At 61.3% G+C, this 24,149-nt stretch carries 24 protein-coding genes; 13 read left to right on the forward strand and 11 right to left on the reverse strand.

The genetic code is table 11. The features are described 5' to 3' along the window. Positions 1–87: 87 nt before the first annotated feature. Positions 88–690 carry an NADPH-dependent F420 reductase gene (locus AC0R79_RS11795; protein ID WP_474734507.1) on the forward strand — a complete coding sequence of 201 codons (603 nt, stop codon included), beginning with the start codon at positions 88–90 and terminating at the stop codon, positions 688–690. Between the two features lie 105 nt (positions 691–795). Here the strand turns inward: AC0R79_RS11795 and AC0R79_RS11800 are convergent, their stop codons facing one another. Genes AC0R79_RS11800 through AC0R79_RS11810 form a run of 3 tightly spaced genes read right to left on the reverse strand, consistent with a single transcriptional unit; the run spans position 796 to position 3,377 of the window. Continuing rightward, complete coding sequence (locus AC0R79_RS11800) at positions 796–1,977, reverse strand: acetyl-CoA C-acetyltransferase (protein ID WP_285357989.1); 1,182 nt, start codon at positions 1,975–1,977, stop codon at positions 796–798. 11 nt (positions 1,978–1,988) lie between these two features. Beyond that, positions 1,989–2,654, reverse strand: coding sequence for a CoA transferase subunit B (locus tag AC0R79_RS11805; RefSeq protein ID WP_007956272.1), 666 nt, complete (start codon positions 2,652–2,654; stop codon positions 1,989–1,991). Positions 2,655–2,678: 24 nt separating this feature from the next. Continuing rightward, positions 2,679–3,377 (reverse strand): CoA transferase subunit A, encoded by a 699-nt coding sequence (locus AC0R79_RS11810; RefSeq protein WP_007956274.1) that lies wholly within the window; start codon positions 3,375–3,377, stop codon positions 2,679–2,681. A 269-nt stretch (positions 3,378–3,646) separates the two neighbouring features. On the opposite strand from AC0R79_RS11810, the gene AC0R79_RS11815 reads away from it, so the two are divergent. Beyond that, positions 3,647–4,525: a LysR substrate-binding domain-containing protein gene (locus AC0R79_RS11815; protein ID WP_474734508.1), complete on the forward strand. Its 879-nt coding sequence runs from the start codon at positions 3,647–3,649 to the stop codon at positions 4,523–4,525. Here AC0R79_RS11815 and AC0R79_RS11820 read toward each other — a convergent pair. After that, complete coding sequence (locus AC0R79_RS11820; RefSeq protein ID WP_375746678.1) at positions 4,509–5,348, reverse strand: NAD-dependent protein deacetylase; 840 nt, start codon at positions 5,346–5,348, stop codon at positions 4,509–4,511. The genes AC0R79_RS11815 and AC0R79_RS11820 overlap by 17 nt on opposite strands. 153 nt (positions 5,349–5,501) lie before the next feature. Between AC0R79_RS11820 and AC0R79_RS11825 the strand changes: the two genes are divergently transcribed. Continuing rightward, entirely contained in the window at positions 5,502–6,998 is a 1,497-nt protein-coding gene (locus tag AC0R79_RS11825; protein ID WP_375746680.1) for a DUF2235 domain-containing protein, read from the forward strand. A gap of 53 nt (positions 6,999–7,051) precedes the next feature. Here AC0R79_RS11825 and AC0R79_RS11830 read toward each other — a convergent pair whose 3' ends face one another. Next, the gene (locus AC0R79_RS11830; protein ID WP_474734510.1) at positions 7,052–8,098 is read right to left on the reverse strand and encodes a class I SAM-dependent methyltransferase; all 1,047 of its coding nucleotides are present in this window, start codon (positions 8,096–8,098) and stop codon (positions 7,052–7,054) included. Between the two features lie 811 nt (positions 8,099–8,909). On the opposite strand from AC0R79_RS11830, the gene AC0R79_RS11835 reads away from it, so the two are divergent. Both AC0R79_RS11835 and AC0R79_RS11840 read left to right on the forward strand, forming a co-directional pair. Next, on the forward strand, positions 8,910–9,749 hold the full coding sequence (locus AC0R79_RS11835) for an HvfB family MNIO-type RiPP peptide maturase (RefSeq protein WP_474734512.1): 840 nt from the start codon (positions 8,910–8,912) through the stop codon (positions 9,747–9,749). Continuing rightward, positions 9,742–10,491: an HvfC family RiPP maturation protein gene (locus AC0R79_RS11840; RefSeq protein WP_127797611.1), complete on the forward strand. Its 750-nt coding sequence runs from the start codon at positions 9,742–9,744 to the stop codon at positions 10,489–10,491. The genes AC0R79_RS11835 and AC0R79_RS11840 overlap by 8 nt, the downstream gene beginning before the upstream one ends. Position 10,492: 1 nt before the next feature. Here AC0R79_RS11840 and AC0R79_RS11845 read toward each other — a convergent pair whose 3' ends face one another. From AC0R79_RS11845 to AC0R79_RS11860, 4 genes are all read right to left on the reverse strand, one after another. Further along, a complete protein-coding gene (locus AC0R79_RS11845) occupies positions 10,493–11,527 on the reverse strand; it encodes an NAD(P)/FAD-dependent oxidoreductase (protein ID WP_474734513.1) in 1,035 nt (344 codons plus the stop codon). Further along, entirely contained in the window at positions 11,514–13,694 is a 2,181-nt protein-coding gene (locus AC0R79_RS11850) for a hypothetical protein (protein ID WP_474734515.1), read from the reverse strand. Before AC0R79_RS11850 ends, AC0R79_RS11845 begins: the two co-directional genes overlap by 14 nt. Positions 13,695–13,786: 92 nt before the next feature. After that, positions 13,787–15,091 (reverse strand): ATP-binding protein, encoded by a 1,305-nt coding sequence (locus AC0R79_RS11855; RefSeq protein WP_474734517.1) that lies wholly within the window; start codon positions 15,089–15,091, stop codon positions 13,787–13,789. Further along, entirely contained in the window at positions 15,088–15,828 is a 741-nt protein-coding gene (locus AC0R79_RS11860) for a response regulator (protein WP_085607563.1), read from the reverse strand. The genes AC0R79_RS11855 and AC0R79_RS11860 overlap by 4 nt, the downstream gene beginning before the upstream one ends. Before the next feature lie 305 nt (positions 15,829–16,133). On the opposite strand from AC0R79_RS11860, the gene AC0R79_RS11865 reads away from it, so the two are divergent. From AC0R79_RS11865 to AC0R79_RS11875, 3 genes are all read left to right on the forward strand, one after another. Next, positions 16,134–16,403 carry a DUF2790 domain-containing protein gene (locus tag AC0R79_RS11865; RefSeq protein WP_127797615.1) on the forward strand — a complete coding sequence of 90 codons (270 nt, stop codon included), beginning with the start codon at positions 16,134–16,136 and terminating at the stop codon, positions 16,401–16,403. Between the two features lie 29 nt (positions 16,404–16,432). Next, positions 16,433–16,771 (forward strand): hypothetical protein, encoded by a 339-nt coding sequence (locus AC0R79_RS11870; protein ID WP_127797616.1) that lies wholly within the window; start codon positions 16,433–16,435, stop codon positions 16,769–16,771. Positions 16,772–16,848: 77 nt separating this feature from the next. Next, positions 16,849–18,063 carry a cytochrome c biogenesis protein DipZ gene (locus AC0R79_RS11875; RefSeq protein WP_127797617.1) on the forward strand — a complete coding sequence of 405 codons (1,215 nt, stop codon included), beginning with the start codon at positions 16,849–16,851 and terminating at the stop codon, positions 18,061–18,063. A gap of 18 nt (positions 18,064–18,081) precedes the next feature. Here AC0R79_RS11875 and AC0R79_RS11880 read toward each other — a convergent pair whose 3' ends face one another. Further along, positions 18,082–18,543: a GNAT family N-acetyltransferase gene (locus AC0R79_RS11880; RefSeq protein WP_007957180.1), complete on the reverse strand. Its 462-nt coding sequence runs from the start codon at positions 18,541–18,543 to the stop codon at positions 18,082–18,084. 229 nt (positions 18,544–18,772) lie between these two features. Here AC0R79_RS11880 and AC0R79_RS11885 point away from each other — a divergent pair, with 229 nt between their 5' ends. Together AC0R79_RS11885 and AC0R79_RS11890 are read left to right on the forward strand one after the other, a co-directional pair. Then, positions 18,773–19,045 (forward strand): DUF4242 domain-containing protein, encoded by a 273-nt coding sequence (locus tag AC0R79_RS11885; RefSeq protein ID WP_007957179.1) that lies wholly within the window; start codon positions 18,773–18,775, stop codon positions 19,043–19,045. Between the two features lie 25 nt (positions 19,046–19,070). Further along, complete coding sequence (locus AC0R79_RS11890; protein ID WP_127797619.1) at positions 19,071–19,883, forward strand: class I SAM-dependent methyltransferase; 813 nt, start codon at positions 19,071–19,073, stop codon at positions 19,881–19,883. Between the two features lie 41 nt (positions 19,884–19,924). Here the strand turns inward: AC0R79_RS11890 and pcsA are convergent, their stop codons facing one another. Then, on the reverse strand, positions 19,925–20,647 hold the full coding sequence (gene pcsA, locus AC0R79_RS11895) for a phosphatidylcholine synthase (protein ID WP_115079921.1): 723 nt from the start codon (positions 20,645–20,647) through the stop codon (positions 19,925–19,927). A 260-nt stretch (positions 20,648–20,907) separates the two neighbouring features. On the opposite strand from pcsA, the gene AC0R79_RS11900 reads away from it, so the two are divergent. The 3 genes from AC0R79_RS11900 (at position 20,908) to AC0R79_RS11910 (ending at position 24,143) form a co-directional block, all read left to right on the forward strand. Beyond that, a complete protein-coding gene (locus AC0R79_RS11900; protein ID WP_474734519.1) occupies positions 20,908–21,633 on the forward strand; it encodes a tellurite resistance TerB family protein in 726 nt (241 codons plus the stop codon). Positions 21,634–21,801: 168 nt separating this feature from the next. Continuing rightward, a complete protein-coding gene (locus tag AC0R79_RS11905) occupies positions 21,802–23,178 on the forward strand; it encodes an iron-containing redox enzyme family protein (RefSeq protein ID WP_474734521.1) in 1,377 nt (458 codons plus the stop codon). Between the two features lie 11 nt (positions 23,179–23,189). Next, positions 23,190–24,143, forward strand: a complete 954-nt coding sequence (locus AC0R79_RS11910) for a methyltransferase (RefSeq protein ID WP_474734523.1) — start codon at positions 23,190–23,192, stop codon at positions 24,141–24,143. Positions 24,144–24,149: the final 6 nt, after the last annotated feature.

Here is a 24,149-nt window from a genome sequence, read left to right on the forward strand (position 1 = left end):
GATCATTCAAGGCATTGCCGGCTAATCAAGTGGGAATGGCAAGCGCAAGATTCGTTTCGAGTCTTACCCCACTTTGAGGAGAACACCATGAGCACTATCGGAATCATCGGCGCTGGCGCCATCGGTTCAGCGTTTGCCAAAGCCTTGTCGCGTCAGGGCATCCCGTTGGTCATCGCCAACAGTCGCGGGCCGGAGACCCTGGCTGAACTGGTCGCAGAACTCGGCCCGACTGCCCGTGCCGTTACCCGTGAAGAAGCGGCGGCCCAGGACATTGTGCTGGTCGCGGTGAACTGGTCGAAACTGCCGACGGCACTGGCCGGGCTGCCGGACTTCGGCGGGCGGATCGTCATCGACGCCAACAACTCGATTGAAGCGCCATCGTTCAAACCGGTGGACTTGCAGGGTCGACCTTCCAGCGAAGTGTTCGCCGAGTGGGTGCCGGGCGCGCGGGTGGTCAAGGCGTTCAACCATTTGCTGGCGCGATTGCTGGAAGCGGATCCGGCGTCGGAGGGTGGCAAGCGCGTGTTGTTCCTGTCCGGGGATGATCCGCAGGCCAAGGCTGAAGTGGGTGCGCTGATCGATCAGCTCGGCTTCTTCGGTATCGATCTGGGTGAGTTGAGCGTGGGTGCACGACTGGTGCAGTTCCCGGGCGGGCCGTTGCCGGTGCTGAATCTGGTGAAATTTGGCTGACGGCCGGGCAAAAAAATACCCGGTGCGACGTGAGTCGTACCGGGTTTGTTGCCAACGGGCCATGGATGTCGTGGATCCACTGCCCGCTGTTGAACCTCTTTGCGCTTACGCGCGTTCCAGCGCCAGGGCCACGCCTTGGCCGCCGCCGATGCACAGGGTCGCGAGACCCTTTTTCGCATCACGCTTGATCATTTCGTGCAGCAACGTAACCAGCACACGGCAGCCCGACGCACCGATCGGATGACCGAGGGCGATGGCGCCGCCGTTGACGTTGACCTTGTCCAGATCCCATTGCAGATCCTTGGCCACCGCCAGCGATTGCGCAGCGAAGGCTTCGTTGGCTTCGATCAGGTCGAGTTGGCCGATGTTCCAGCCGGCCTTGTCCAGGCAACGACGAGTGGCTGACACCGGGCCGATGCCCATGATCGCCGGGTCGACGCCCGCGTTGGCGTAAGCGGCGATTTTCGCCAGCACCGGCAGGCCCAGGGCCTTGGCTTTTTCGGCGCTCATCAGAATGACCGCAGCTGCGCCGTCGTTCAGCGACGAAGCGTTGCCGGCGGTGACGCTGCCGTCCTTTTTGAAAGCCGGGCGCAGTTTGGCCAGGGAGTCGGCGGTGGTGTCGCCGCGTGGCTGCTCGTCAACCTTGAACGCCACCGGATCGCCTTTGCGCTGCGGGATCAGGATCGGGGTGATTTCATCGACAAACCGGCCGGCCTCGATGGCGGCGGCGGCTTTCTGTTGCGACGCGGCAGCGAAGGCGTCCTGCTGCTCGCGGCTGATCTCGTACTTCTCGACCAGGTTCTCGGCGGTGATGCCCATGTGGTAATCGTTGAACGCATCCCACAGGCCATCGCTGATCATGGTGTCGACGATTTGCGCGTGACCCATGCGCAGACCGGTGCGCGCGCCCGGCATCACATAGTTGGCCAGGCTCATGTTTTCCTGGCCGCCGGCGATGATCACGTCAGCGTCGCCGCAACGGATCGCCTGGGCGCCGAGGTGCAGGGCCTTGAGACCCGAGCCGCAGACCTTGTTCAGGGTCATGGCCGGTACGGCGTGGGGCAGGCCGGCCTTGATCGCCGACTGGCGCGCCGGGTTCTGGCCGGCGCCGGCGGTCAGCACTTGGCCCATGATCACTTCATCGACCTGAGCACCGTCCAGACCGGTCTGCTCAAGCAACTGGCGGATGACCGCTGCGCCCAGATCCACGGCGGAGACGGTGGCCAGCGATCCCTGGAAACTGCCGATCGCGGTACGCGTGGCGGCAACAATGACGACGTCTTGCATTTTCGAATTCCTCACTCGGCAGCGAACTGCATTTCCGGTACGTGATCCGGGACGATCAGTTTACCAGCGGTTTTGGCGACGATTTCCTCGACGCTGACGCCAGGTGCGCGTTCCTTGAGGACAAAAGCGCCATTTTCGATTTCCAGGTAGGCGAGGTCGGTCAGGACGCGCTTGATGCAACCGGCGCCGGTCAGCGGCAGGCTGCACTGGCTCAGCAACTTGGACTCACCGTCCTTGGAGGCGTGGGTCATGATGACGATGATGTTGTCGGCGCCGGCTACGAGGTCCATCGCGCCGCCCATGCCCTTGACCAGTTTGCCGGGGATCATCCACGAGGCGATGTTGCCTTGCACGTCGACTTCGAAGGCGCCGAGCACGGTCAGGTCGACATGACCGCCACGGATCATTGCGAAGGATTCGGCAGAGCTGAAGATCGAAGCGCCGATGCGCGCGGTCACGGTCTGCTTGCCGGCGTTGATCATGTCGGCGTCGATGGTGTCTTCAGTCGGAAAAGGGCCCATGCCGAGCAGGCCGTTTTCCGATTGCAGCATGACTTCCATGCCTTCGGGGATGTAGTTGGCGACCAGGGTCGGAATGCCGATGCCGAGGTTCACGTAGTAGCCGTCCTGCATTTCGCGGGCGACGCGTTGAGCCATTTGTTCGCGGGTAAGTGCCATGTTCTTGTTCTCCGTCAGCCTGGATTATTTGCGGATGGTGCGTTGTTCGATGCGTTTTTCGAACGTGCCGCAAATGACCCGGTCGACGTAGATGCCGGGCGTGTGGATGTGTGCCGGATCCAGTTCGCCGGGTTCGACGATTTCTTCGACTTCGACCACGGTGATCTTGCCGGCGGTGGCGGCCAGCGGGTTGAAGTTCTGGGCGGTGTGGCGGTAGATGACGTTGCCGAAGTGGTCGGCTTTCCAGCCTTTGACGATGGCGAAGTCGCCGGTGATGGACTCTTCCATCAGGTACTTGCGACCGTGGAATTCACGCACTTCCTTGCCTTCGGCGACCGGAGTGCCAACGCCCGTGGCGGTAAAGAAGGCCGGGATGCCGGCGCCGCCTGCGCGCATTTTTTCGGCGAGAGTGCCTTGCGGAGTCAGGACGACTTCGATGTCGCCTTTGAGCAGTTGCTCTTCGAACAGTTTGTTTTCGCCGACGTAGGAGGCGACCACCTTGCTGATCTGGCGGTCGGTCAGCAGCACGCCGAGGCCGAAGCCATCCACGCCGCAGTTGTTGGAGACGACGGTGAGGTCGCGGGTGCCCTTGCGCTTGATCTCGGCGATCAGGTTTTCCGGAATGCCGCACAGGCCGAAGCCGCCGGCGATCACGGTCATGCCGTCTTCAAGACCTGCCATGGCTTCCTCGTAGGAATACACGCGCTTGTCGAAACCTGCCATATGCACCTCTTTTATTGTTTGTCGGGCGGCTGGCTAGCCGAATGACTGGAGTGTCGCGCTGAAGGATATATTTGTTAAGTTGATTTTTAAGGTTGATTAATTGATAAAGCTCAACAATTGGCTTCGTTGATCGTTCCCATGCTCCGCGTGGGAATGCCTCCGGGGACGCTCCGCGTCCCAGTGACGCGGAGCGTCACGGGCTGCGTTCCCACGCAGAGCGTGGGAACGATCAATGAGGTGTTCAGCCTAGTCCCTTGAGTGAATCGTTCATGACCATCAAACAGATCCGCGCTTTTCTCGCCGTGGCCCAGAGCCTGAGCTTTGCCGTGGCCTGCGAGCGCCTGCACCTTTCTCAATCGGCGTTGAGCCTGACCATCAAGGCGCTGGAAGAAGGTCTGGGCGGGCGTCTGTTCAGCCGCAACACGCGCAACGTGGCGTTGACCCCGGAGGGCGAATCGCTGCTGCCGCTGGCCCGGCGCCTGATCGCCGACTGGGACAACGCCGAAGACGAAATACGCCAGCGCTTCAGCCTTCAGCGCGGGCGGGTGACGCTGGCGGCGATGCCATCGTTTGCCGGCAACCTGCTGCCGCCGATCCTCAAGACCTTCCGCGCGCGTTATCCGAACGTCAACGTCACGGTCAATGACGTGATCAATGAGCAAGTGCTGGAGATGGTCCGCGATCGCCAGGTCGAACTCGGCGTGGCCTTCGAGCCGATGCAAAACACCTCGCTGACCTTCACGCCTCTTTATAAGGATCGCTTCGTTGCGGTGGTGCCGCAGGATTCGCCGCTGGCCGCCCGTAGCGACATTGATTGGCAGACCTTGCTGCAGGAACCGTTCATCACCCTGCAACGACCGTCCACGGTGCGGGTGATGCTGGAGGAACACTTGCAGGCCCGAGGGATGAAACTGCCGGTGGAGTTTGAAAGCCATCAGCTGGCGACGGTCGGGCGGATGGTGGCGAGCGGGTTGGGCGTCAGTGCGGTGCCGGCGTTGTGTGCCGGGCAGATGCGCGAATTGGGTGCGCGGTGTCTGACATTGCACGAGCCGGTGGTGGAGCGGGCGATTGGCGTGCTGACGGATCCGGGGAATGAATTGTCGGCGGCGGCGCAGGCGTTGTTCGACATCCTTAAGGCTGAGCATTGAGGCTTTGTGCCAGTAGCGGCAATAGCTGTTCGCACGACCCCTCAATCTTCAAATCCAGCATCTCATCCGCCCGCGTCTTCCCCAGATTGATCGCAATCAGCGGCTTGCCCCGATCCGCAATCACCCGGCACAGGCGAAACGCCGAATACGCCATCAACGACGAACCGACCACCAGCATCCCGGCGGCATTTTCCGCCAGCGCCATGGCCCGCGCCGCTGTCGGCTGCGCGACGTTCTCACCAAAAAACACCACGTCCGGTTTCATCCGCTCGCCTGCGCAATACGGGCAGTGCGGCACCTGGAAGCGCGCCTCGAAAGCCGGGTCGAGCAGGGTGTCGCCGTCCGGTGCCTGCACGGCATCGACGCCGGCCAGATACGGGTTCTGCGTTTCCATCAAGTGCTGAATCGAATCCCGCTCGCTGCGCTGACCGCAATCCAGGCACAGCACCCGGTGCAGGCTGCCGTGCAGTTCGATGACGTCGTGACTGCCGGCCTGATCGTGCAGGGTGTCGACATTCTGGGTAATCAAACCGCCGATCCGCCCTTGGCTTTGCAGACTGGCCAACGCCTCATGGGCCGCGTTCGGCCGTGCCTGGCGCACGCGCGGCCAGCCGAGCATGGCCCGGGCCCAATAGCGGCGGCGCGATTCCGGGGCGGCGAGGAATTCCTGGTACATCATCGGCTGCCGGCCACGGCGTACGCCGTCGGTGTCGCGGTAGTCCGGAATGCCTGACGGCGTGCTGATGCCGGCACCGGTGAGGACGAGAAACGCGCCTTGATCGAGGAATCTTTCGACTTCATTCAGGTGGTCTTGATGGGACATCAGTCAACTCCAGAGCGCTCTCCAGCCATGCGGCGGATGATATTGCATCGTTAAGTTTGCCGGTGTCCGGCCGATAAGCGAGCACGCAGGTTTTGCAGGCCGACCAAAGGTTTGCATGGATGCAACTCTCTCTCCTTAATCATGGAAGGTCCAGTGACTTTTAATGCCTTTTCAATCGGTGGACGGACGCTTGGAGCCTTGATCCTGTTGGGGGCACTCAGTGGCTGCAGCGGTTTTTTCTCAGGTTCTCGCAATGTCCCGATCAGCCAGTCGTCCATGGAGGACTTGACCAACGTCCTGGCAACCAAAGGATTTCTGGAAAAGATACCGAGGGTCAATGACAAACAGCCCGGTACGATCGTCTTTGTCATGAGTTTCGACGGAACCAACAACGACCGCGAACAAGTCCCTGATGGCGAAACTCAAACTGTTGTTGCCCAATTGTTTGACAGGATTGAGGGCAACCTGGCCGACAAACCGGTTCAGTACCCGGGCTCGGCGATCCGCAAAGCCTATATTCGCGGTCCGGGTTGCGCCGACAGCTGGCTGTGCGCCCTGGATGCAGCCTTCGCATTCAGCTCTCGAAGTGTTGCAGCCGACGCATTCTCCCAACTCAAGCAATTCATTGCGCAGAATCCATCGGCGACTCAGGTCAAGGTCGTGGTCATCGGTTTCAGTCGGGGTGCCGCTACCGCCAAGCACTTCTTGAATGAGGTTTACGAAGCGTCTGTGGAGCATGTGTTAGGCACTGACGCGCCTGTTTGGTCGTCGGCAATCCTCATTGATACCGTGGCAACCGGCCAGGGCGATGTGCTGAACCTTGCGTTTCCACCCAACCTTGAATTCGGCCTTCACCTGGTGGCAAAGAATGAAACGCGAACCCTGTTTCATCCAATTATCGACGACGATTCCGAGTATGAGGGGTATGCCGCCGGATACATGTCCAGAGAGCTGGGCAAACGGATCTTCACGGTTCGTCTGCCAGGCGCTCATTCCGACCTGGGCGATTCCTACGATTCCGGTTCGGGGCCGCAGGTTACCAAAATAGCCACCAACATCATCGAAGTCATGGGACTCAAGACCCCATGTCTGAATAACTGCACTGACGATCTGTCTGATCTCAATGCAGTCATGAAGAAGCAGTGGGCCAGCGGGCGTTTCGGCGGGGCGAGTGCCATGCGGTTGGTCAGCGATGGTTTGCACGACTCACGAGGCAAACTCGACCACCTGTTAGGGGCACCTTCGCCTTATTCCAAAGGATTCAAGCGCGAAGATGATGCGATTGTCCGCATGGCTCCAATGGAAAAAGAGCAGGCATTGCCGCTGTTTTTACGGATAAGAGCCTTGACCAGCAGCCCCTTGTTCGACACAAGCGTCATGAATGAGTTTTCCATGCGAGACAATCTGGTTTTCAGACGCAAAGCCGGAGAAACCACATGGAGGCAGGACCCTGTGCCTGACGCATATAAAGCCGATGTCGGCACCTCCCGCCGGGTACCTGCGTTAATCTTCAAACGCGGCAAAATCGTGATACCTGAAGTTGTCCTGCAGGCCATTGCAAGCGAGCCGGGGGATGTCGTGCTGGAAACGGTGGCGTTTGAGGGTGAATACCATTGGTTCGTCAATGGTTACATTCCAGGCGACAAATGACGGGAGCAAGTGTTTACCCGGTCACGTCCTGTTGACCGGGTAACGTGGGGCGGTTATTTACGCGCCTCCAGAATCAGGTTGAACGGCGTCTGCGTCGCCCGCCGGAAGTGTTTGAAGCCCGCTTCGGTAAACACTTTGCGCAAGCGCGACTCGCCCGCCTGCGCACCGAGACCGAGTCCCACTTCCTGGGACAGCGAGTTTGGCGTGCAGATGAACGTTGACGCGGCATAGAACAAGCGCCCGACCGGCGTGATGTTTTCGTCCAGGGTGTCGTTGGCGAACGGCTCGACCAGCAGCACCGTGCCGTCGTCTTTCAGGGATTCAAAGGCATGTTTGGCAGCGCCGACCGGATCGCCCATATCGTGCAGGCAGTCGAAATAGCAGATCAGGTCATAGTCATCGCCGGGATAGCTTTTCGCCGTGCCCTGGAAGAACCGCGCGCGACTGCTGACGCCGCCTTCTTCGGCCCTTTGGGTGGCAACGGTGATCGAAGGCGCGTGATAGTCGAAGCCGACGAACCGCGAGTTGGGATAGGCCTGAGCCATGATCACCGTGGACGCACCGTGACCGCAGCCGATGTCGGCGACCTTGGCGCCTTCCTCAAGTTTGGCCACCACGCCGTCCAGCGCCGGCAGCCACTCGGCGATCAAATGCCCCTTGTAACCTGGACGAAAGAACCGCTCGGTACCGGTGAACATGCACGGATGGTGATCGCCCCAGGGCAGGGCGCCGTTGCCGCGCATGGCTTTGACCAGTTTGTCCTTGTCATGGAAAAACGACGCCACTACGCCGAGGCCGCCGGCCACGTACACCGGCGAATCTTCCTTGGCCAGCGCCAGCGCCTGTTCTTCCGGCAGGCGGAATTTGCCTTCGTGGTGTTCCATGTAGCCGGACGCCGCGTGGGCGCTCAGCCATTCGCGCACCAGGCGCGGATTGCAGGTGGTTTTTGCAGCGAGGGTTTCGGGGCTGACCGGCTGGCTGTCGGCCATTGCCCGATACAGGCCGAGTTCTTCGCCGACAATGACATTGGCCAGCATCGCCGCGCCGCCCATGTCGTTGACCAGTTTGCCCATGAATTCGTTGAGTCTGGCCTCGTCCATTTCATGTGCTCCTTTGACAGGATCACAGTCCGGTGGCGTTGGGGGTCGAGGCATTCACCACCGGGCGGTGGTCGTGGAAACGGGCAGGGCGACACTGCTGTCCTGCGTCCCCCTCGACTGGGTACTGATTGAGTCTAGCCGCTGTTGGCGCCGGTGGGAGCGGGCTGTGTGGATTTCGGGGCTCGTATCGCCATGGTGCGTTCTCCCACTCCAGCGTGGGCTCCCGATTTTTTCGCCGACGGTTCCTGTCTTATGCGAAACGATCCGACTAAGGGCGATCTCGCCAAGAGGCCAAGACAAAGCGCTGGCCCATGTCCGCCTGGAGCAAATGATGGGCGAAAAAAAACCGCCTTGCGGGGCGGTTTTTTAGCAAGCCTCAGATTGCGGCTGAGGCTTAGTGCGTCTCACCGGAAGCACTGGCGTGGAAGTCATGCTATTGAGCTTTTTCTGTCCTTGCAATGCAATTTTTACCCACCATGAGCAGGTAAGTTTGAGATCTTGGGCAGTGTTTTCAGTACCTGATGTCGCAGCTGGTTCTCGTGCGAAGGTAGGGCATTTCGTCTGCATCTGTAGGTGTCATCCGTAAGCTCTGGATATACAGGGTTGTGTGTGCAGTTTTTGAGTTGGTTTAAACCGATGAACTCGCCGTTCAGGAGAAGGCAGTGGTTCTGTATCCCATTGTGTACAGGCTCACCTCCGATACAAATCCCGCCACTTCCCGCGCATTACCCACACAGCTGCGATACACCCGCCAGTTTAACTGAGCCTGTCAGTCGCCACGCCCGGCGGCTCCTCAGCAGAGACCTTGCCCATGCAGATTCCCCACCCCACCTTGCAGGCCAGTGTCGGGCTCGGCCTGCGTCGCGGCCTGATGAAAGACCTGCAGGCCGCACGTACTGGCGATTTCGACTTTCTTGAAGTCGCCCCCGAAAACTGGATCGGCGTCGGCGGTGCCCACGGCGCTGCGCTGCGCGACCTGGCCGAGCGGTATCCGTTGTCCTGTCACGGGTTGTCGTTGTCGCTCGGTGGCTCGGCGCCGCTGGATGTCGGTTTCCTCCGGGAAGTGCGGACCTTTCTCGATCATCACAAAGTGCCTCTGTACAGCGAGCACCTGAGTTATTGCAGCGATGACGGTCACCTCTATGACCTGCTGCCGTTGCCGTTCACCGAAGAAGCGGTGCACCACGTCGCCGCACGGATCCGCCAGGCACAGGACATTCTCGGCCGGCGGCTGGCGGTGGAAAACGTTTCCTACTACGCCGCGCCCCGGCAGGACATGGACGAAGTGACCTTCACCAACGCCGTGCTGCGCGAGGCCGATTGCGACTTGCTGCTGGACGTGAACAACGTCTACGTCAACTCGATCAACCACGGTTTCGATCCGCAGACATTTCTGGCTGCCATCGAGCCGGGCCGGGTGGTCGGGATGCACGTGGCCGGGCATTTCGACGAGTCCGACACGTTGAAGATCGACACCCATGGTGCCTCGGTCAAACCAGTTGTCTGGTCGTTGTTGGCCGACGCCTATGCGCGATTCGGCGCGCAGCCGACCTTGCTGGAGCGGGATTTCAATTTCCCGGCGTTTTCTGAACTGGTGGCCGAGTTGCAAACCATCCGCCGCCTGCAAGCCGAAGGGGGCTCGCGTGGATAATCTTCTGCTGCAACAACAGGCCCTGACCCGCTATTTGCGCGATCCAGAACACGAAGCGCCGCCAGCCGACATGAACGCGGCGCGGGTCAATGTCTATCGCGATCTGGTGTTCAACAACGTCTCGCAACTGCTGGGCGGTACGTTTCCGGTGCTGATCCGGATCATCGGCCAGGAACGCTGGCGCACGTTGATCCGCGGTTTCCTGCGGGACTACCGCGCGCAGACGCCGAAATTCGGCGAGATCGCCGAGGAGTTCGTCGGTTACCTCGCCTCGGAGCCGGCCGTATTGAACGACGGAAAATGGCCGGCGTTTCTCGTCGAACTGGCGCATTACGAATGGGTGGAAATGGTGTTGCAGCAGTCCGACGCCGAGCCTTTGCCTGCGAGCGATCCGGCGCAGTTGCTGGAGAAGCCGTTGCAGGTTTCGGCACTGGCCTGGCCATTAGCGTACACCTGGCCGGTGCAGATGCTCGGGCCGGATCATCAACCGGCCACACCGCCAGCTCAGCCGACGCTTTTGCTGGTTCGGCGAACGGTGGACTGGAGCGTGAAGTTTTCCGAGCTGAGTCTGCTGGCGTGGCGGTTGTTGCAGCGGATCGAGGAGTTCCCGTTGCTGAGCGGTCGCGAGCAACTGCAAGGGCTGGCGTTGGAGGCGGGGTTGCCGGCAACGGTGTCGTTCATGGACAGCGGCCTGGCGCTGTTGCAGCAACTGCATGAGGACGGGGTGATCGGCATTGTCTGAGTCAGTCGTGAGGTTGCAGCCAGCGTGGCGGATCGGGATGAAGGCGATAGAAACAACGAAGTTGTGCCATGTCCTTCTCGAACCAGTCGCCCAGCCATTGTTTGTATTGCCGCTGAGCTGACGTTTGCACAGAGGGTTGCCCGAGGCAGTCGTACACCGCCTGTGCGGCTTGCATTCCGGTCATCAAGGCCTTGATCACACCATGCGAAGACGCCGGATCGAGCTGGCTGGCCGCGTCGCCGACCATGAAGTAACCAACACCGGCTGCTGCCGTGCTGATGCGCCACGTCACATCGGCGCCGTGCATGGCGCCCTGCGTGGGCAAGTGTTGCAGCGGTTCGGGAACGGCCGGGCAGCGCAGATCTGGCGCGTCGAATGCCAGATGCGTCCAGTGCGTCAATTGCGCCTGCACTTTTGCGATCCACGTCCACCCCTCGGGGCCCGCCGATAAGTGCGGTGCATGCTGATAACCGGGTGGACAACCCCGGACATAACCGTACCGGGCAATCAGACGTGGTGAACAGCGGCGAATGGTCAACCCCAGCTGTCGATGCAACCAGGCGGAGGCGCCGCTGGCATCGATCACATAGTCGGCGTGCAACGGGCCTGAATCGGTTCGCACGCCGGTCACGCGATTCTTTTCGTTGAGGACTGCGAGTGCGTGACAGGGCTGACGCACTATCACTCCCAGCGCTGCGGCGTGCTGCAATAACGTCGTGTCCAGCGTTTCACGGGGAATCTGAAAGCCCTGCCATGGACCCTTGTCGTCACTACCGAAACCGATGAAACGCAACGGCTCGTTCCATTCCACCCAGTACCCGTCGAAACGCAACGCACTTTGCGCGCACAGTTTTCCGGCGACGCCCAGTTGCTGCAGTACAGGTTCGACGCCTGGATGCAGGCTTTCACCGGGGCGAAAACGCGGGAAGTCATGACGCTCGATCAAGGCCACTCGCAGGCCACGCTGTGCGCAGCTGATCGCCGCAGCAGACCCTGCCGGACCGCCGCCGATCACCACGACATCAAAGGGCTTCAAGGGCGAGTTGCCACGCAGCATTTTCGTGTTTGACCAGTATCGTTTCGGCGCTGACGAACAGTCGAACTTGTTGCGTGACCTGCACATCCCTCCATCTGAAGTCTTCGGCAGGGATGCTTTCGGTTCCTCGTTCGTACATCAGGAAGCGGAAGACCCAGCCGCGCAACACTATGCCGACCTGCTGTTGCGCCGAATCAAGTTCCGGGTCTGGGCGCTGCACGTGGATGAAAGACAGCAACGGCCACGCATGACGCAGGGGCTTGTCGGTTCCTGCGCCGAGTACGTTGTATACGCGGTACATCGAGAGCACCCGGTTCTGGTATTCCTGCTGGGTGATTGCGCCGGTCTGTTGCAGGGAGAGTCTGTTTTCAAGGGCGACTTGTGTGTAATCGCTGTATTCGTAGGCGCGGTAACGAACGAACGTCCGGCCCTGATCCTGGATCAGTTGCGGGGGAGGCTGATTGTCCCAGGAGACGTTGCCGGTTCCGGTTTCCGCATCGGTCAACGGGATGATGGTGTGCAGGCTGGATCGGGGCTCGAACGTGCGAGCGGAATCGGGTGCCAGGCCTGGCCAGAAAGAACCCAATGCTGCGCAGATTTTAGCGTCCTCGGGAAAAGGGCTGGCCATCTGGTAACCGGCGAGACGGTTGATCCAGCTGCCGTCCGGACTTTGCTCACGAACCCAGCCTACCCCCCACCCCGGAGCAAAAAGTCCGGCCTCGCCGTCCGGCAATGTGACAGGACGGTCAATGCCCGCAGGGTGTGTGCCGGCCAACGGCGGTGAGCCCTGTTTGCGCGGCAAGCCGACAATCGCGGTGACGCCCCGATCCTCCGGGGAGAATGGCTGACCCTCGAGTGTCAGGTTGGCGCAATAGCGCACATTCGATAACGCCTGCAGTCGGGCATGCCAGATGTTCGGGTCGGTAAAGGCCGGCACCTGGCTGGCCCAGTGCATCAGGCGGCGCGGCTGGCAAAACGGAAAGAAATCCGGGGGGGCAATGATCGAATAGGCCGGTATCGAGTGCAGGTGCCCTAGCGACGTGCAGCGCGCACGGATATAACCGTCGGCGGTGCCGTCCCGATAGTGCAGGGCGCGATAGCCGCCTTGTCTCACCAGCTCGGCGACACCCTCGCGGTGGTTCAGATCTTCGATGGTGCCATCGTCGTGGAGCATTGATCGACCGTTGATCATGCCTCCCGAGTCCCTGGGCATCGTGAACGACAACAACTGGCCCCGATAATGGGCCTGCTCGGTGAGCCGGGGTCTGGGCCGGGGCAGCAGCAGACCCGACCCCGATCCGGGTTCCACCTCCAGCGTTGCCAGACCATCGGTGATGACAAAGGGGTATTGGGAAATATCCGGCTCTTGCCAGCCGGTGCCGCTGTGACGCAGATGGATGTGGCGAATCTTTTCATTGATATGAAAAGCTTTGAATCTCACGTCCAGATCCAGTCCCGCAAGGCATTCCTTGCCATCGAACAGCTTGTGTATCGGCACCCAGAATTTCAGTGCGGGATCGACGTCCGGCTGAAAATCCATCGGTCCGAACTGCTTGTGATTCCCTTGCCGTTGCACGGCGATATAGGCGCTGTAACGCACCGGCATTATGCGAATGCCATGGGCGTCATTCTTTACGAGCGGCAGGAAAGAGCGCAGACCGGGGGAGTACAGTGCGTCGGTATTGCCCACCCGGGCAACTCCTGTACGCGAGTAACACAGATCGGCGTGCTCACCATGCACCGTGTCGGCGGCACAACGGTATTCGCAGGCTAACACTGCCACGGCCAGCGGTTCGCCCTGAACTTGTCGCTGCAAATCTTTGAGCGTGGGCGGGCGGACGCCAAAGACATAGTTCAGAACCGCCTCGATTTCGGTAGGGGTTGGGTACGTTTGGAGAGGCTGCCCCCCCGAGTCGCGCGTGACCCGTGGTGACGCCAGCGCATGAAAGAGCAGGCTTTGAGCCGGCCGGGCAGGCTCGATCGCCCGATTGCCGGTGGGGCAAAAGTCTTCGAAACCGAGAACGGACCGGTCGATACGCAGCGGTTTGAGCAGTTCGGCCTTGAGCGGTACCGCGAGAATATCCAGACCATGGGCCAGCAACAGCGAGTGCCAGCCGCCCGGCGCGAGCCGCCGACAGGCTTGATTGACAATTTCGAGCAGAGACATGGGCCACCACGCGACGGCTGAGCGAGGTGTCATCCCACAATAATTCTGCCGGGCCGGCTACTGTCAGATCTGACAGTAGCGACCGCTGGCGCTCAGCTCAGTGGCAATTTCAGCTCCGCACACAATCCGCCACCGTCGCGATTGCTCAGCGTCAACGAACCGCCCAACGCCATCGCCAGTTGCTGGGCAATCGCCAGCCCCAGCCCGGTGCCGCCGGTGCTGCGGTTGCGCGAGTTTTCCACGCGGTAGAACGGCTCCATCACCTGGGCCAGTTCTTCTTCGGCGATGCCAGGGCCGCGATCCATGACCTTGATCGAAAGGCCGTTCTTGTCCCGTTGAATCAGCAACTCGGCAGCCCCGGCGAACTTCAGTGCGTTGTCGGTCAGGTTGACCAGCACCCGACGCAACGCGTGGGGGCGGGTGTCGATGACCGCCTCACTCTTGCCGCTCAACTGCACTTCCTTGCCCATGTCCTGGTAGTCGAACACCAGGCTGTCGAGGAACGAATCCAGATTGGTGCGCCGGCTTTCTTCGGTCGAGCCATGGATGCTGCGGGCATATGCCACACCTTCGCGCACCAGATGTTCCATCTCGCCGAGGTCGTTCCACAGTTTGTCTTTCTCGGCCGAATCGTCCATGAACTCCGCCCGCAGCTTCATGCGGGTGATCGGGGTTTGCAGGTCGTGGGAGATCGCTGCCAGCAGTTGCATGCGCTCCTTCAGGTACGCGGCGATGCGCGCCTGCATCGAGTTGAAGGCGCGGGCGGCGTAGGCCACTTCGTTCGGGCCTTTTTCGTCGAGGTTGATCGGGTGGGCGTTGGGGTCGAGGGTTTCCACCGCGTTGGCGAGGCGGGTGAGGGGGCGGATGGCGATGCGCACCGCCAGCCAGGTGCAGGCGAGCATCAGCGCCAGTTGCCCGAGTAACACCACCGGCAGCCACGGCGACAGCGGCACCATCGACGGACGTACATCGATGGTCACCGGGCTGCCGTCGCTCAGGCGCAGGTGGCCCTGAAAGTGTTTTTTCGGGCCGGGAATGTCGGTGAACGTCAGCGGATAGGCCTCGCCAATTGCATCGGTAATCGAGGTGACGGCAATCGGCACGTCCTGCGGGTCCAGCGGGGTGCCCGGTTCCCCTTCGCTCAGCAGATAGCCGTAATTCTTGCGGGCCAGGCGCTTGAGCCACATCGGGCGCTCTTCGGCGGGCAGGCGGTCGAGGATGGCAATCGAGGTCGAGACGTCGGTTTCGAGGTTGCCGAGCATGGTGTTTTTCGCGCTTTCGTAGCGCTCGTAATATTGCGCGCCGAACGACAGCGCCTGGGCGAGGATCAGGCCGACCAGGAAAATCAGCGACAAACGTGAGGCGAGGGTGCGCGGCCAGCGCAGGGCGACATTCATGCGGGGGCTCCGAGGACTTCGACCGGCAGCGAGAACACATAGCCTTCGCTGCGCACAGTCTTGATGTAGGCCGGTTCACGGGCGTCATCCAGCAGGCGCTGGCGCAGGCGGCTGACCAGCAGATCGATGGATCGGTCGAACAGATCGGCGTCGCGGCCCTGGGTCAGATTCAGCAATTGATCGCGGCTCAGCACCCGTTGCGGATGGTCGAGGAACACTCGCAACAAACGGTATTCCGCGCCGCTCAGCGCGACCATGGTGCCGTCGGTGTCCAGCAGATGCCGGGCCGATGTGTCGAGCTGCCAGCGACCGAACGCCAGCAGCCGACCGCTTTCGGTGACCACCAGATTCGGCGGCAGCATCCGTGTGCGTCGCAGGACGGCGTTGATCCGCGCCAGCAGTTCGCGGGCGGCGAAGGGTTTGGTCAGGTAATCGTCGGCGCCCATTTCCAGGCCGAGGATGCGGTCGGTTTCATCATTGCGCGCGGTGAGCATCAGGATCGGCGTGGCCCTGTGTTTGCCCGAGCGCAATTCGCGGCACAGCAGCAAGCCGTCGTCGCCGGGCATCATGATGTCGAGCACGATCAGGTCGACGGTGTTGGCTTCCAGAAAACTGCGCATCTGCCGGCCATCGGCAACCACTGTGGTGCGCAGGCCGTTCTTCTTCAGGTAATTGCCGACCAGTTCGCGAATCTCGCGGTCGTCGTCGACGATCAGGATGTGATCGACATGTTCCATGGGGCCAAACCTCAATCAAAGGGGATTGCCGGGCAGTCTATCGAGCCTGCGCGAGGCCGCCTGCCTGCCTTTGTATTGCAGTGTATCCAGCGCTGTGACGGATACACGCCGACGCAAAAAGCGGATTTTTACAGGGTTTTGTATCGCTGTGTATCCCGGGCGCGTGCGGATACGTAGCGATTTATACACGGCATTTGCCGACACATGCGCGATACCTCGCGAGCTTTAAATGAGCTCCATCGAGGCACACACAGAACGCCTCGGCCAAATCAACGATTCAACCATTGAAGCCCGAGGAAAACGCCATGAACACCAAGACCAAATCCATCGCTGCCGCTTGCCTGTTTGCCGCTTTGAACATCTGCACCCTGTCGGCCCGCGCCGAAGCCGATGTCACCCCGCAAACCTACTCCTACGGCAGCCACCTGGACATCCAGAAAGTGTTGTCGCTGAAACAGGACAACTCGATGGCCTGCGGCATCGTCGACGCCCGCCTGACCTACCTGGACTCGGCTGGCAAGACCCAGGTGCTCGACTACCGCAAATTCGCCGACGGCTGCAACGAAGACAACTGATTACCCACCTCTATAAAAGGAACATCGCCATGAACAACGTATCGCGCTATCTGACCGCTGTTGCCTTCTCCCTCGCCGGCGTCGCAGCCCACGCCAACGCTGCCGTCGAACAGAACAGCTGTGGCAGCAGCACCTGCTTCCAACTGGCTCCGGTGGCCAAGCCGGGCAGCGACGGCCTGATCGCCGCCGACGGTTCCAGTCGTACGCCACAAGGCCAAACACTGGCTGCCGACGGCTCCAGCCGCACGCCACAGGGCCAGACACTGGCCGCCGACGGTTCCAGCCATACGCCGCAAGGCCAGATGGTGGCTGAAAACGGTGCCAGCCGTACGCCACAAAGCCAATGGCTGGACAGCCAGACGGCTTGAGGATCGAAGGGTGCTGCCTGTAACAGACGGTCCCCGATCCAGTCGACAGACCACCCCTCATTCAAAAGGTGAACCTCATGTTTCTCATCGCTTTCCTGGGCGGTCTGTTGACTGTCCTCAGTCCGTGCATCCTGCCGGTGGTGCCGTTTCTGTTCGCCGGTGCCGACCGCACCCGTTCTTCGATCCTGCTGACCCTCGGCGGCATGGCACTGACCTTTGCCCTGATCTCCAGTCTGGCGGTGGTCAGCAGCGAGTGGGTGATCCAGGCCAGCAACACCGGTCGCCACATTGCGCTGGCGGTGATGGTGCTGTTTGCGCTGTCGCTGATTTCCGCCCGTATCGGTGACTGGCTGGCCCGACCCTTCGTGCTGCTGGGCAATCGCCTCGACCCGGACAGCCGGAAAAAGACCGGCCCCATGGCGTCGATCATGATTGGTGTGGCCACCGGTCTGTTGTGGGCGCCGTGCGCCGGGCCGATCCTCGGCGTGATCCTTACCGGCGCCATGCTGCAAGGCGCCAACGCCCAGACCAGTCTGTTGCTGCTGGCCTACGGCGCGGGCAGTGCGCTGTCGCTGGGGACGCTGATCTTCGCCGGTCGCGGCCTGGTCAATCGGCTGAAACCGTCGATTCCGTTCACCGGCTGGTTCCGTCGCGGTGCGGGTGTCGCGGTGCTGGCGACGGCGGCGGTGATCGCCACCGGTGCCGATAATCTGCTGCTGGCCAACACCTCGTCCCAAGGCGTGGCGTCGGTCGAGAAAAGCGTGCTGGAAAACGTGCCGAAGGTGGTGGACTACTTTGTCAGCAAAGTCCGTGCAGACTCGACTGAAGACGAGGCCGGCAAAGGTGGGATGCCGTCGCTGTCCGGCGCGGTGCAATGGCTGAACTCACCGGAACTGACGGCTGAATCCCTGCGCGGCAAAGTAGTGCTGGTGGACTTCTGGACCTACGACTGCATCAACTGCCAGCACACCCTGCCGTATGTGAAGGAGTGGGAGAAGAAGTACGGCAAGGACGGCCTGGTGGTGATCGGCGTACACACCCCGGAATACGGCTACGAGCGGATCATCGACAACGTCAAGGATCAGGTGAAGAAGCTCGGCATCACCTACCCGGTGGCCATCGACAACAACTACGCGATCTGGCGCAACTTCGATAACCAGTACTGGCCGGCGCATTACCTGGTCGACGCCAAGGGGCAAGTGCGTTACACCCACTTTGGTGAGGGCAGTTATCAGGCGCAGGAGCAGATGATTCAGCAACTGCTCAAAGAGGCCAAGGCGCCGGCTGCGTAAACCGCAAAACTCAATGGCTCACAGGTCGCGCACCATGAGCCATTGTTCGTTGCCCCAGGCGTGAAAACGCTCCAGCACCGTCCAGCCGCGTTTGGCGTAATAGTCCTGTTTGCTTTGAGTGTGCAAGTAGAAACGCGGCAGGCCCCGGTGTTTCGCTTCTTCGGCAATGCCCTCGATCAGCCTTTCTGCCAGACCCTGGCCGCGTGATTCGGGGCTGACCAGCACACAGGCCAGCCACGGCCCCAGATCCGGTCGAAGGGCAAGGTCCGCCCGGGCCAGTGCCGCACCGCCCAGCAGTCGATCCCCGTCCAGCGCAATCAGGCAACGCCAGTCGCCATTGGTCTGGCCCTCGGCAAATTCGCGCTGCCATTCGGCCAGTGGCTGCTCGGCATATTCGTAATGAAACTGTTGGTGGATCCATGCCGCGTAAGTGTCGCTGTGCTGCATGTGATCGGCGAGCCATTCGAAGCGCAAGGACATGATCGAATTCCGTTCCGGGGGAGGGCCTGCATGAGAGCCGATCAGCCGGCGCGTTGGCAACCCCCCGACAGTGTTTCGGGGCCTTTACAGAATCACGCCATTCATCGGCCAGCGCCCGGTTTTACGGGCTCTCCGGACGATTGGCAGGGACGCCGTACAGCGCCCGCGCGATAGTGGGCGAGCAGGGCCGCCACGGCTCTGACATCCATAAGAAGAAAGCGAGGTTGCCATGCCGAAGTTCGTGATTGAACGCGAGATTCCAGGAGCCGGAAAGCTATCGGAGCAAGAACTCAAGGCCGTATCGCAAACGTCCTGCAACGTGCTGCGTGAGCTCGGGCCAGAGGTGCAGTGGCTGCAGAGTTACGTGACTGCCGACAAGATCTATTGCGTGTACATCGCACCCAACGAAGAGCTGGTGCGCGAACACGCCAAGCGTGGGGGATTTCCGGCCAACAGCGTGTCCCGGGTGACGAGCATCATCGACCCGACCACCGCCGATTGACCCCTCTGCCGTGGAGCACCCATTCATGAGTACCCCCATTGATCTCACTGCCCTGAAGGAACGCCAAAAAGTCGCCTGGGCCAGTGGCGACTACGCCGTGATCGGCACCACCTTGCAGATCGTCGGCGAAACCCTCGCCGAAGCCTGCGACCTGCGCTGCGATGAAGAAGTGCTGGATGTCGCCGCCGGCAACGGCAATGCCACGCTGGCGGCGGCGCGCCGCGGTTGTCTGGTGACGTCCACCGACTATGTCGCGGCGCTGCTGGAACGCGGCCAAGACCGGGCGCGCGCCGAGCATCTGGACGTGACTTTTCAGGTCGCCGATGCCGAAGCGCTGCCGTTTGCCGATTCCAGTTTCGACGCGGTGCTGTCGACCTTCGGCGTGATGTTCGCCCCGGATCAGGCGAAAGCGGCCAAGGAGCTGGCGCGGGTCTGTCGTCGCGGCGGACGGATCGGTCTGGCCAACTGGACGCCGGAAGGCTTCGTCGGCCAGATGTTCAAGACCCTTGGCCGGCACCTGCCACCGCCACCCGGTGCGCAACCGCCCTCGAACTGGGGCGCGGAAGCCTGGCTGCATTCGCATTTCGACGATCGCCAGTTCCAGGTGCAGGTGACTCGCCGCCACTTCAACTTTCGCTACCGCTCGGCGGCGCATTTCATTGATGTGTTTCGCCACTGGTACGGCCCGGTGCACAAGGCGTTCGCGGCGTTGCCGCCGGAGAGCGGGTTGGCGCTGGAAGGGGATTTGACGCTACTGATCGACGGACTGAATCGGGCGGGGGCGGAATCGATGGTGCTGCCGAGTGAATATCTGGAGGTGGTGATTACCAAACGCTGAAGCCATTGTGGGAGCGAGCCGGCTCGCTCCCACAGGTTTTTCTATTTCAGATGCGCACTGTCAAACCATTCCAGCGCCGTGCGCCAGATGCAGATGCCGAGGAAGTACGCCGACGCCAGCAGCCAAAGGCCCATCACCAGCGGGTTGATCACCGGGTGGTTCAGCACCAGCGACAGACTGCACAGCAGCCAGATCGCCGTTACCGCAATGTTGATCGGCATGAACCGGCGTACCCGGAACGGGTGCAAAAACTTCATTCGGGTCACGGTCAACAGCGCCAGGCCGATCACCGTCAGAAAGGTGATCCACGGCCCCGGATCGATGATGTACAGACACAACGCAACCACGTTCCACGCAGCGGGGAAACCGACGAAATAGTTGTCCTTGCTCTTCATGTTGACGTTGCAGAAGCAGAACAGCGACGACACCAGAATCAGCGACACGGTCAGCAGCAGGGTGTAGTCGGGCAGGGGAATGTAGCGATAGATGAACAGCGCCGGGATGAACACGTAGGTCAGGTAGTCGATCACCAGATCGAGGATCGATCCGTCGAAACTCGGCAGCACCGACTGCACGTTGACCTTGCGCGCCAGCGCCCCGTCGAGGCCGTCGACGATCAGCGCCACGCCCAGCCACATCAGGCAGTGGGTCGGCTGGTTTTCCAGCAGGGCAAGGGTGGCCAGAAAGGCAGTGACCACGCCGGTCGCGGTGAAACCATGGGCGCCCCAGGCCTTGAGCCTGGCGATGTGGACGGTCGATATCACGAAGGCGTTCTCCAGAAAGTGCAGCAAGCCGCGTAGACCCTTGGGCAGCAAGGGCGGCGACTAACCGGGTCGGGGTTGCAGCTATCGACCGGTCGGGCCGGGTCAAGGTTCACCCATTCGTGAAGATTAGCTGCCTGGGGAAAAATTTCTCTGGAGAATCACTCGCCAATGGCCACGTCAGCCCAACGGTGCTGGCGCAACGCATAAGGAGGGCTATCGTTGCCTGACGCAGTCATACCCCTTTGCCTGAGGACGACGTCATGAACACCAGTGATCTGCTCGAACAACTGCTGCGAGGCCAGGCCTCGGCGGGACAACAAGGTGGCGCGTCGGCCGGCGGGGGAGCGGGTGGGCTTGGCGGGTTGCTCGGTGGTCTGCTGGGCGGCGGCAGTGGCGGCGGTTCTCCTGCCGGAGGACTGGGTGGCCTGGGCGGGCTGCTCGGCGGATTGCTCGGCGGTGGCGGGGCGCTGGGCGGCGGGGCTCAGCGTCGTTCCGGTGGCACCAATTACGCAGCACTGGCCTCGCTGGGCATGATGGCCTTCCAGGCGTATCAGGCCTGGCAACGCAGTCAGGCTTCTGCTGCGCCGCAGCAAACCCCGCAAACCGCGGATCTGCTGTCGGGCCCGCAAGTCGAAGAACACAGCCACGCCGTCCTGCGTGCATTGATCGCGGCGGCCAAGGCTGACGGGCGGATCGACGAGTCGGAAAAACACCTCATCAGCAGTGAAATCGGCAAGCACACCAATGACCCGAACCTGCAGCAATGGCTCGACGACGAAGTCGCCAAACCGCTGGATCCCACCGAAGTGGCGCAGGCGGCGCAGAACGATCCGGCCATGGCCGCCGAGATGTACCTGGCCAGCGTGATGCTGGTGGACGATCAGCAGGACGCCGAGCGCAATTATCTGGATGAACTGGCGGCGGCGTTGCAGATCGACCCCGAGTTGCAGGTTCACCTCGAGCAGCAGGCCAAGGGCACGGCCTGACCGCAAAACCTCGCAGCCTTCGACCGCTTCTGTTCAAGCCAGTGACGTGCCGAAGGTTCCGTCCGTCCGGGCAAATTTAACGTCGATTGAATTTTCGGCAGGCGCCGCCTCTCTGCTGCATTAGAGGCGAGTGACTGAGCGTCCTGCCAATCGACCGAGAACATTGCCATGACTGTCCTGACACGCCTGCAAGGTGCACCTGCCCAATCGCAACCGCTCGATTCACTGGGTGAGTGGCGGCGCATCCACGCAGCACTTTTATCCGACGAGCATCCGCAGCCACTGGCGCGCGCTTTTCTGCAACACCATCTCCAGCACGCCGCGCAATTGAAGGAAGAACTGCCGTCAGATCCAGCGCTCTGGCACACCTGGGTGGCGCAGCACTGTGCCGATGTTGCCCAGCAATATGCCGACTATCTGCAACAGCGCAAGGCTGGAGGATCGCGGCAATTCTTCAGTTGCAAGGCTCATGCGCTGTATTTCCTGCAAGCGGTGGCGCCCACCAAACTGGTTGATGGCGCCTGGCTTTACGGCTTGCTGGCCCAATGGCGCGATCCGCGATTCAGCAGTCTGATCAGCACCTATCTGGAAGAACTGGGCGAGGGCAATCCGGCGCAGAATCACGTGGTGATCTACCGGCAACTGCTCGCCGAACACGGTCTGGAGCCCGGCAGCCCGCTGCCCGACGAGCGCTATCTGCAAGGCGCGCTGCAGTTGGCCCTCGGTGCCGGCGGCATGGATTTTCTGCCGGAGGTGATCGGTTACAACCTGGGTTACGAGCAACTGCCCTTGCACCTGCTGATCAGCAGTTACGAGCTGAGTGAGCTGGGGATCGATCCTTACTATTTCACCCTGCACGTGACCATCGACAACGCCAGTACGGGCCATGCGCAAAAAGCCGTTCAGGCCGTTCTTGATCTTCTGCCTCTGGAGGCCGATCGCAGCGATTTTCTGCGCCGGGTATCGCTGGGTTATCGGCTCAATGACCTGGGGCAGGGCAGCCGCGCAATCATCGAGGGGTTCGATCTGGAGCGCGAATTGTTGGCGATGCTTGAACGCAAGTGTCCATTCGCTCAGCACATGCATTCCGACTATTGCCGCTTCGAAGGCAAGACCGTCAATCAATGGCTGGCCGATCCGCAGCAGTTGCCCGGGTTCCTGCAAGCCTTGCAGGACAAGGGCTGGATCAAGCGCAACGAAGATCCGCAGGGCAGCCGCTTTTGGCAATTGATCGATGGCGATGGTGCGGCGATGTTCGGCGTGTTCAGCGCCTATGAAAAGCAACTGGTTCACGACTGGATTGCCGGTGACTGGATTTCTGCAGAAAAAACCGTCGCGTTCCGCCGCCGCCCCTCGGTCCCTGCACCGATCGAGGTGCCCGAACAGGACCCCGATGTGCAGCGCCTGAATGCGGCACTGCAAGGGCAGGACGCTCACACCCAAATCGCAACGTTGATCCCTTGGCTCGCACCGGCACGCCATGCGCATCCGGCCGGGCTGCTTGCCACTCGCCGATTCATCCAACTCAAATCCGGCCTGCGCTAAGGAAGTCATCAATGAATCAGGAAGAACAACTGTCTGCCAACGATCTCGTGCTGCTGCAACTGGGGCGGCGCTTGCAGGCCGACGGCTATCGTTTCATCACCCCGACGCCGCTGACTCATCAACGGGTCAACCAGCGCGACGAAGGACAACCAGCCGATTGCCTGCGGGATGTGTTCGGATGGTCGCGTCCGTTCGAACCGGGCCTTCTGTCTGCCGATGAACAGCGGCAATTGCAGGAAGCCCAGGTGATCGATGAGTTCGACGGGCACTTGAAGAGCCGGGTGCGCTGGTCGAGCCTGAATGACCTGCTTTTCGTGCATTCCGGGTTTCCCACCGACGCAGCCGATTCGGTGTTCTTCGGCCCGGACACCTATCGCTTTGCTCAACTGATCCACAGCCATTTGCAGCAGAACTTTGCGCCCATCCACCGTGCGGTGGACATCGGTTGCGGCGCCGGAGTGGGCGCGATCCTGATTGGCCGTGCCCGGCGAGAAGCGCAAGTGCTGGCGGTGGATATCAACCCCGCCGCGTTGCGCCTGACCACGATCAACGCGGCATTGGCTGAAGTGGCCAATGTCGAAGTGCGCGCCAGTGATGTACTGCAAGGCGTCGACGGCGAATTCGACCTGATCGTCGCCAACCCGCCCTACATGGCCGATCCGGCCGGGCGAGCTTACCGCCACGGTGGCGGGACGCTGGGGGCGGGCCTGTCGCTGCGGATCGTCGAGCAGGCGCTCAATCGCCTGACACCCGGCGGCTCGCTGCTGCTGTACACCGGTGTGGCGATGGTCGATGGCCGCGATCCCTTCCTCGAAACCGTATTGCCACGGCTGGATGAAAAACGCTTCGGCTGGACCTACCGCGAACTCGATCCCGATGTGTTTGGTGAAGAGTTGCTGAATCCAGGCTATCAGCGCGTCGACCGGATTGCCGTGGTCGCACTGACTGTGACTCGAACAGGCTGAAACAAG

The sequence above is a fragment of the Pseudomonas sp. HD57-3 genome, from assembly GCF_056113135.1.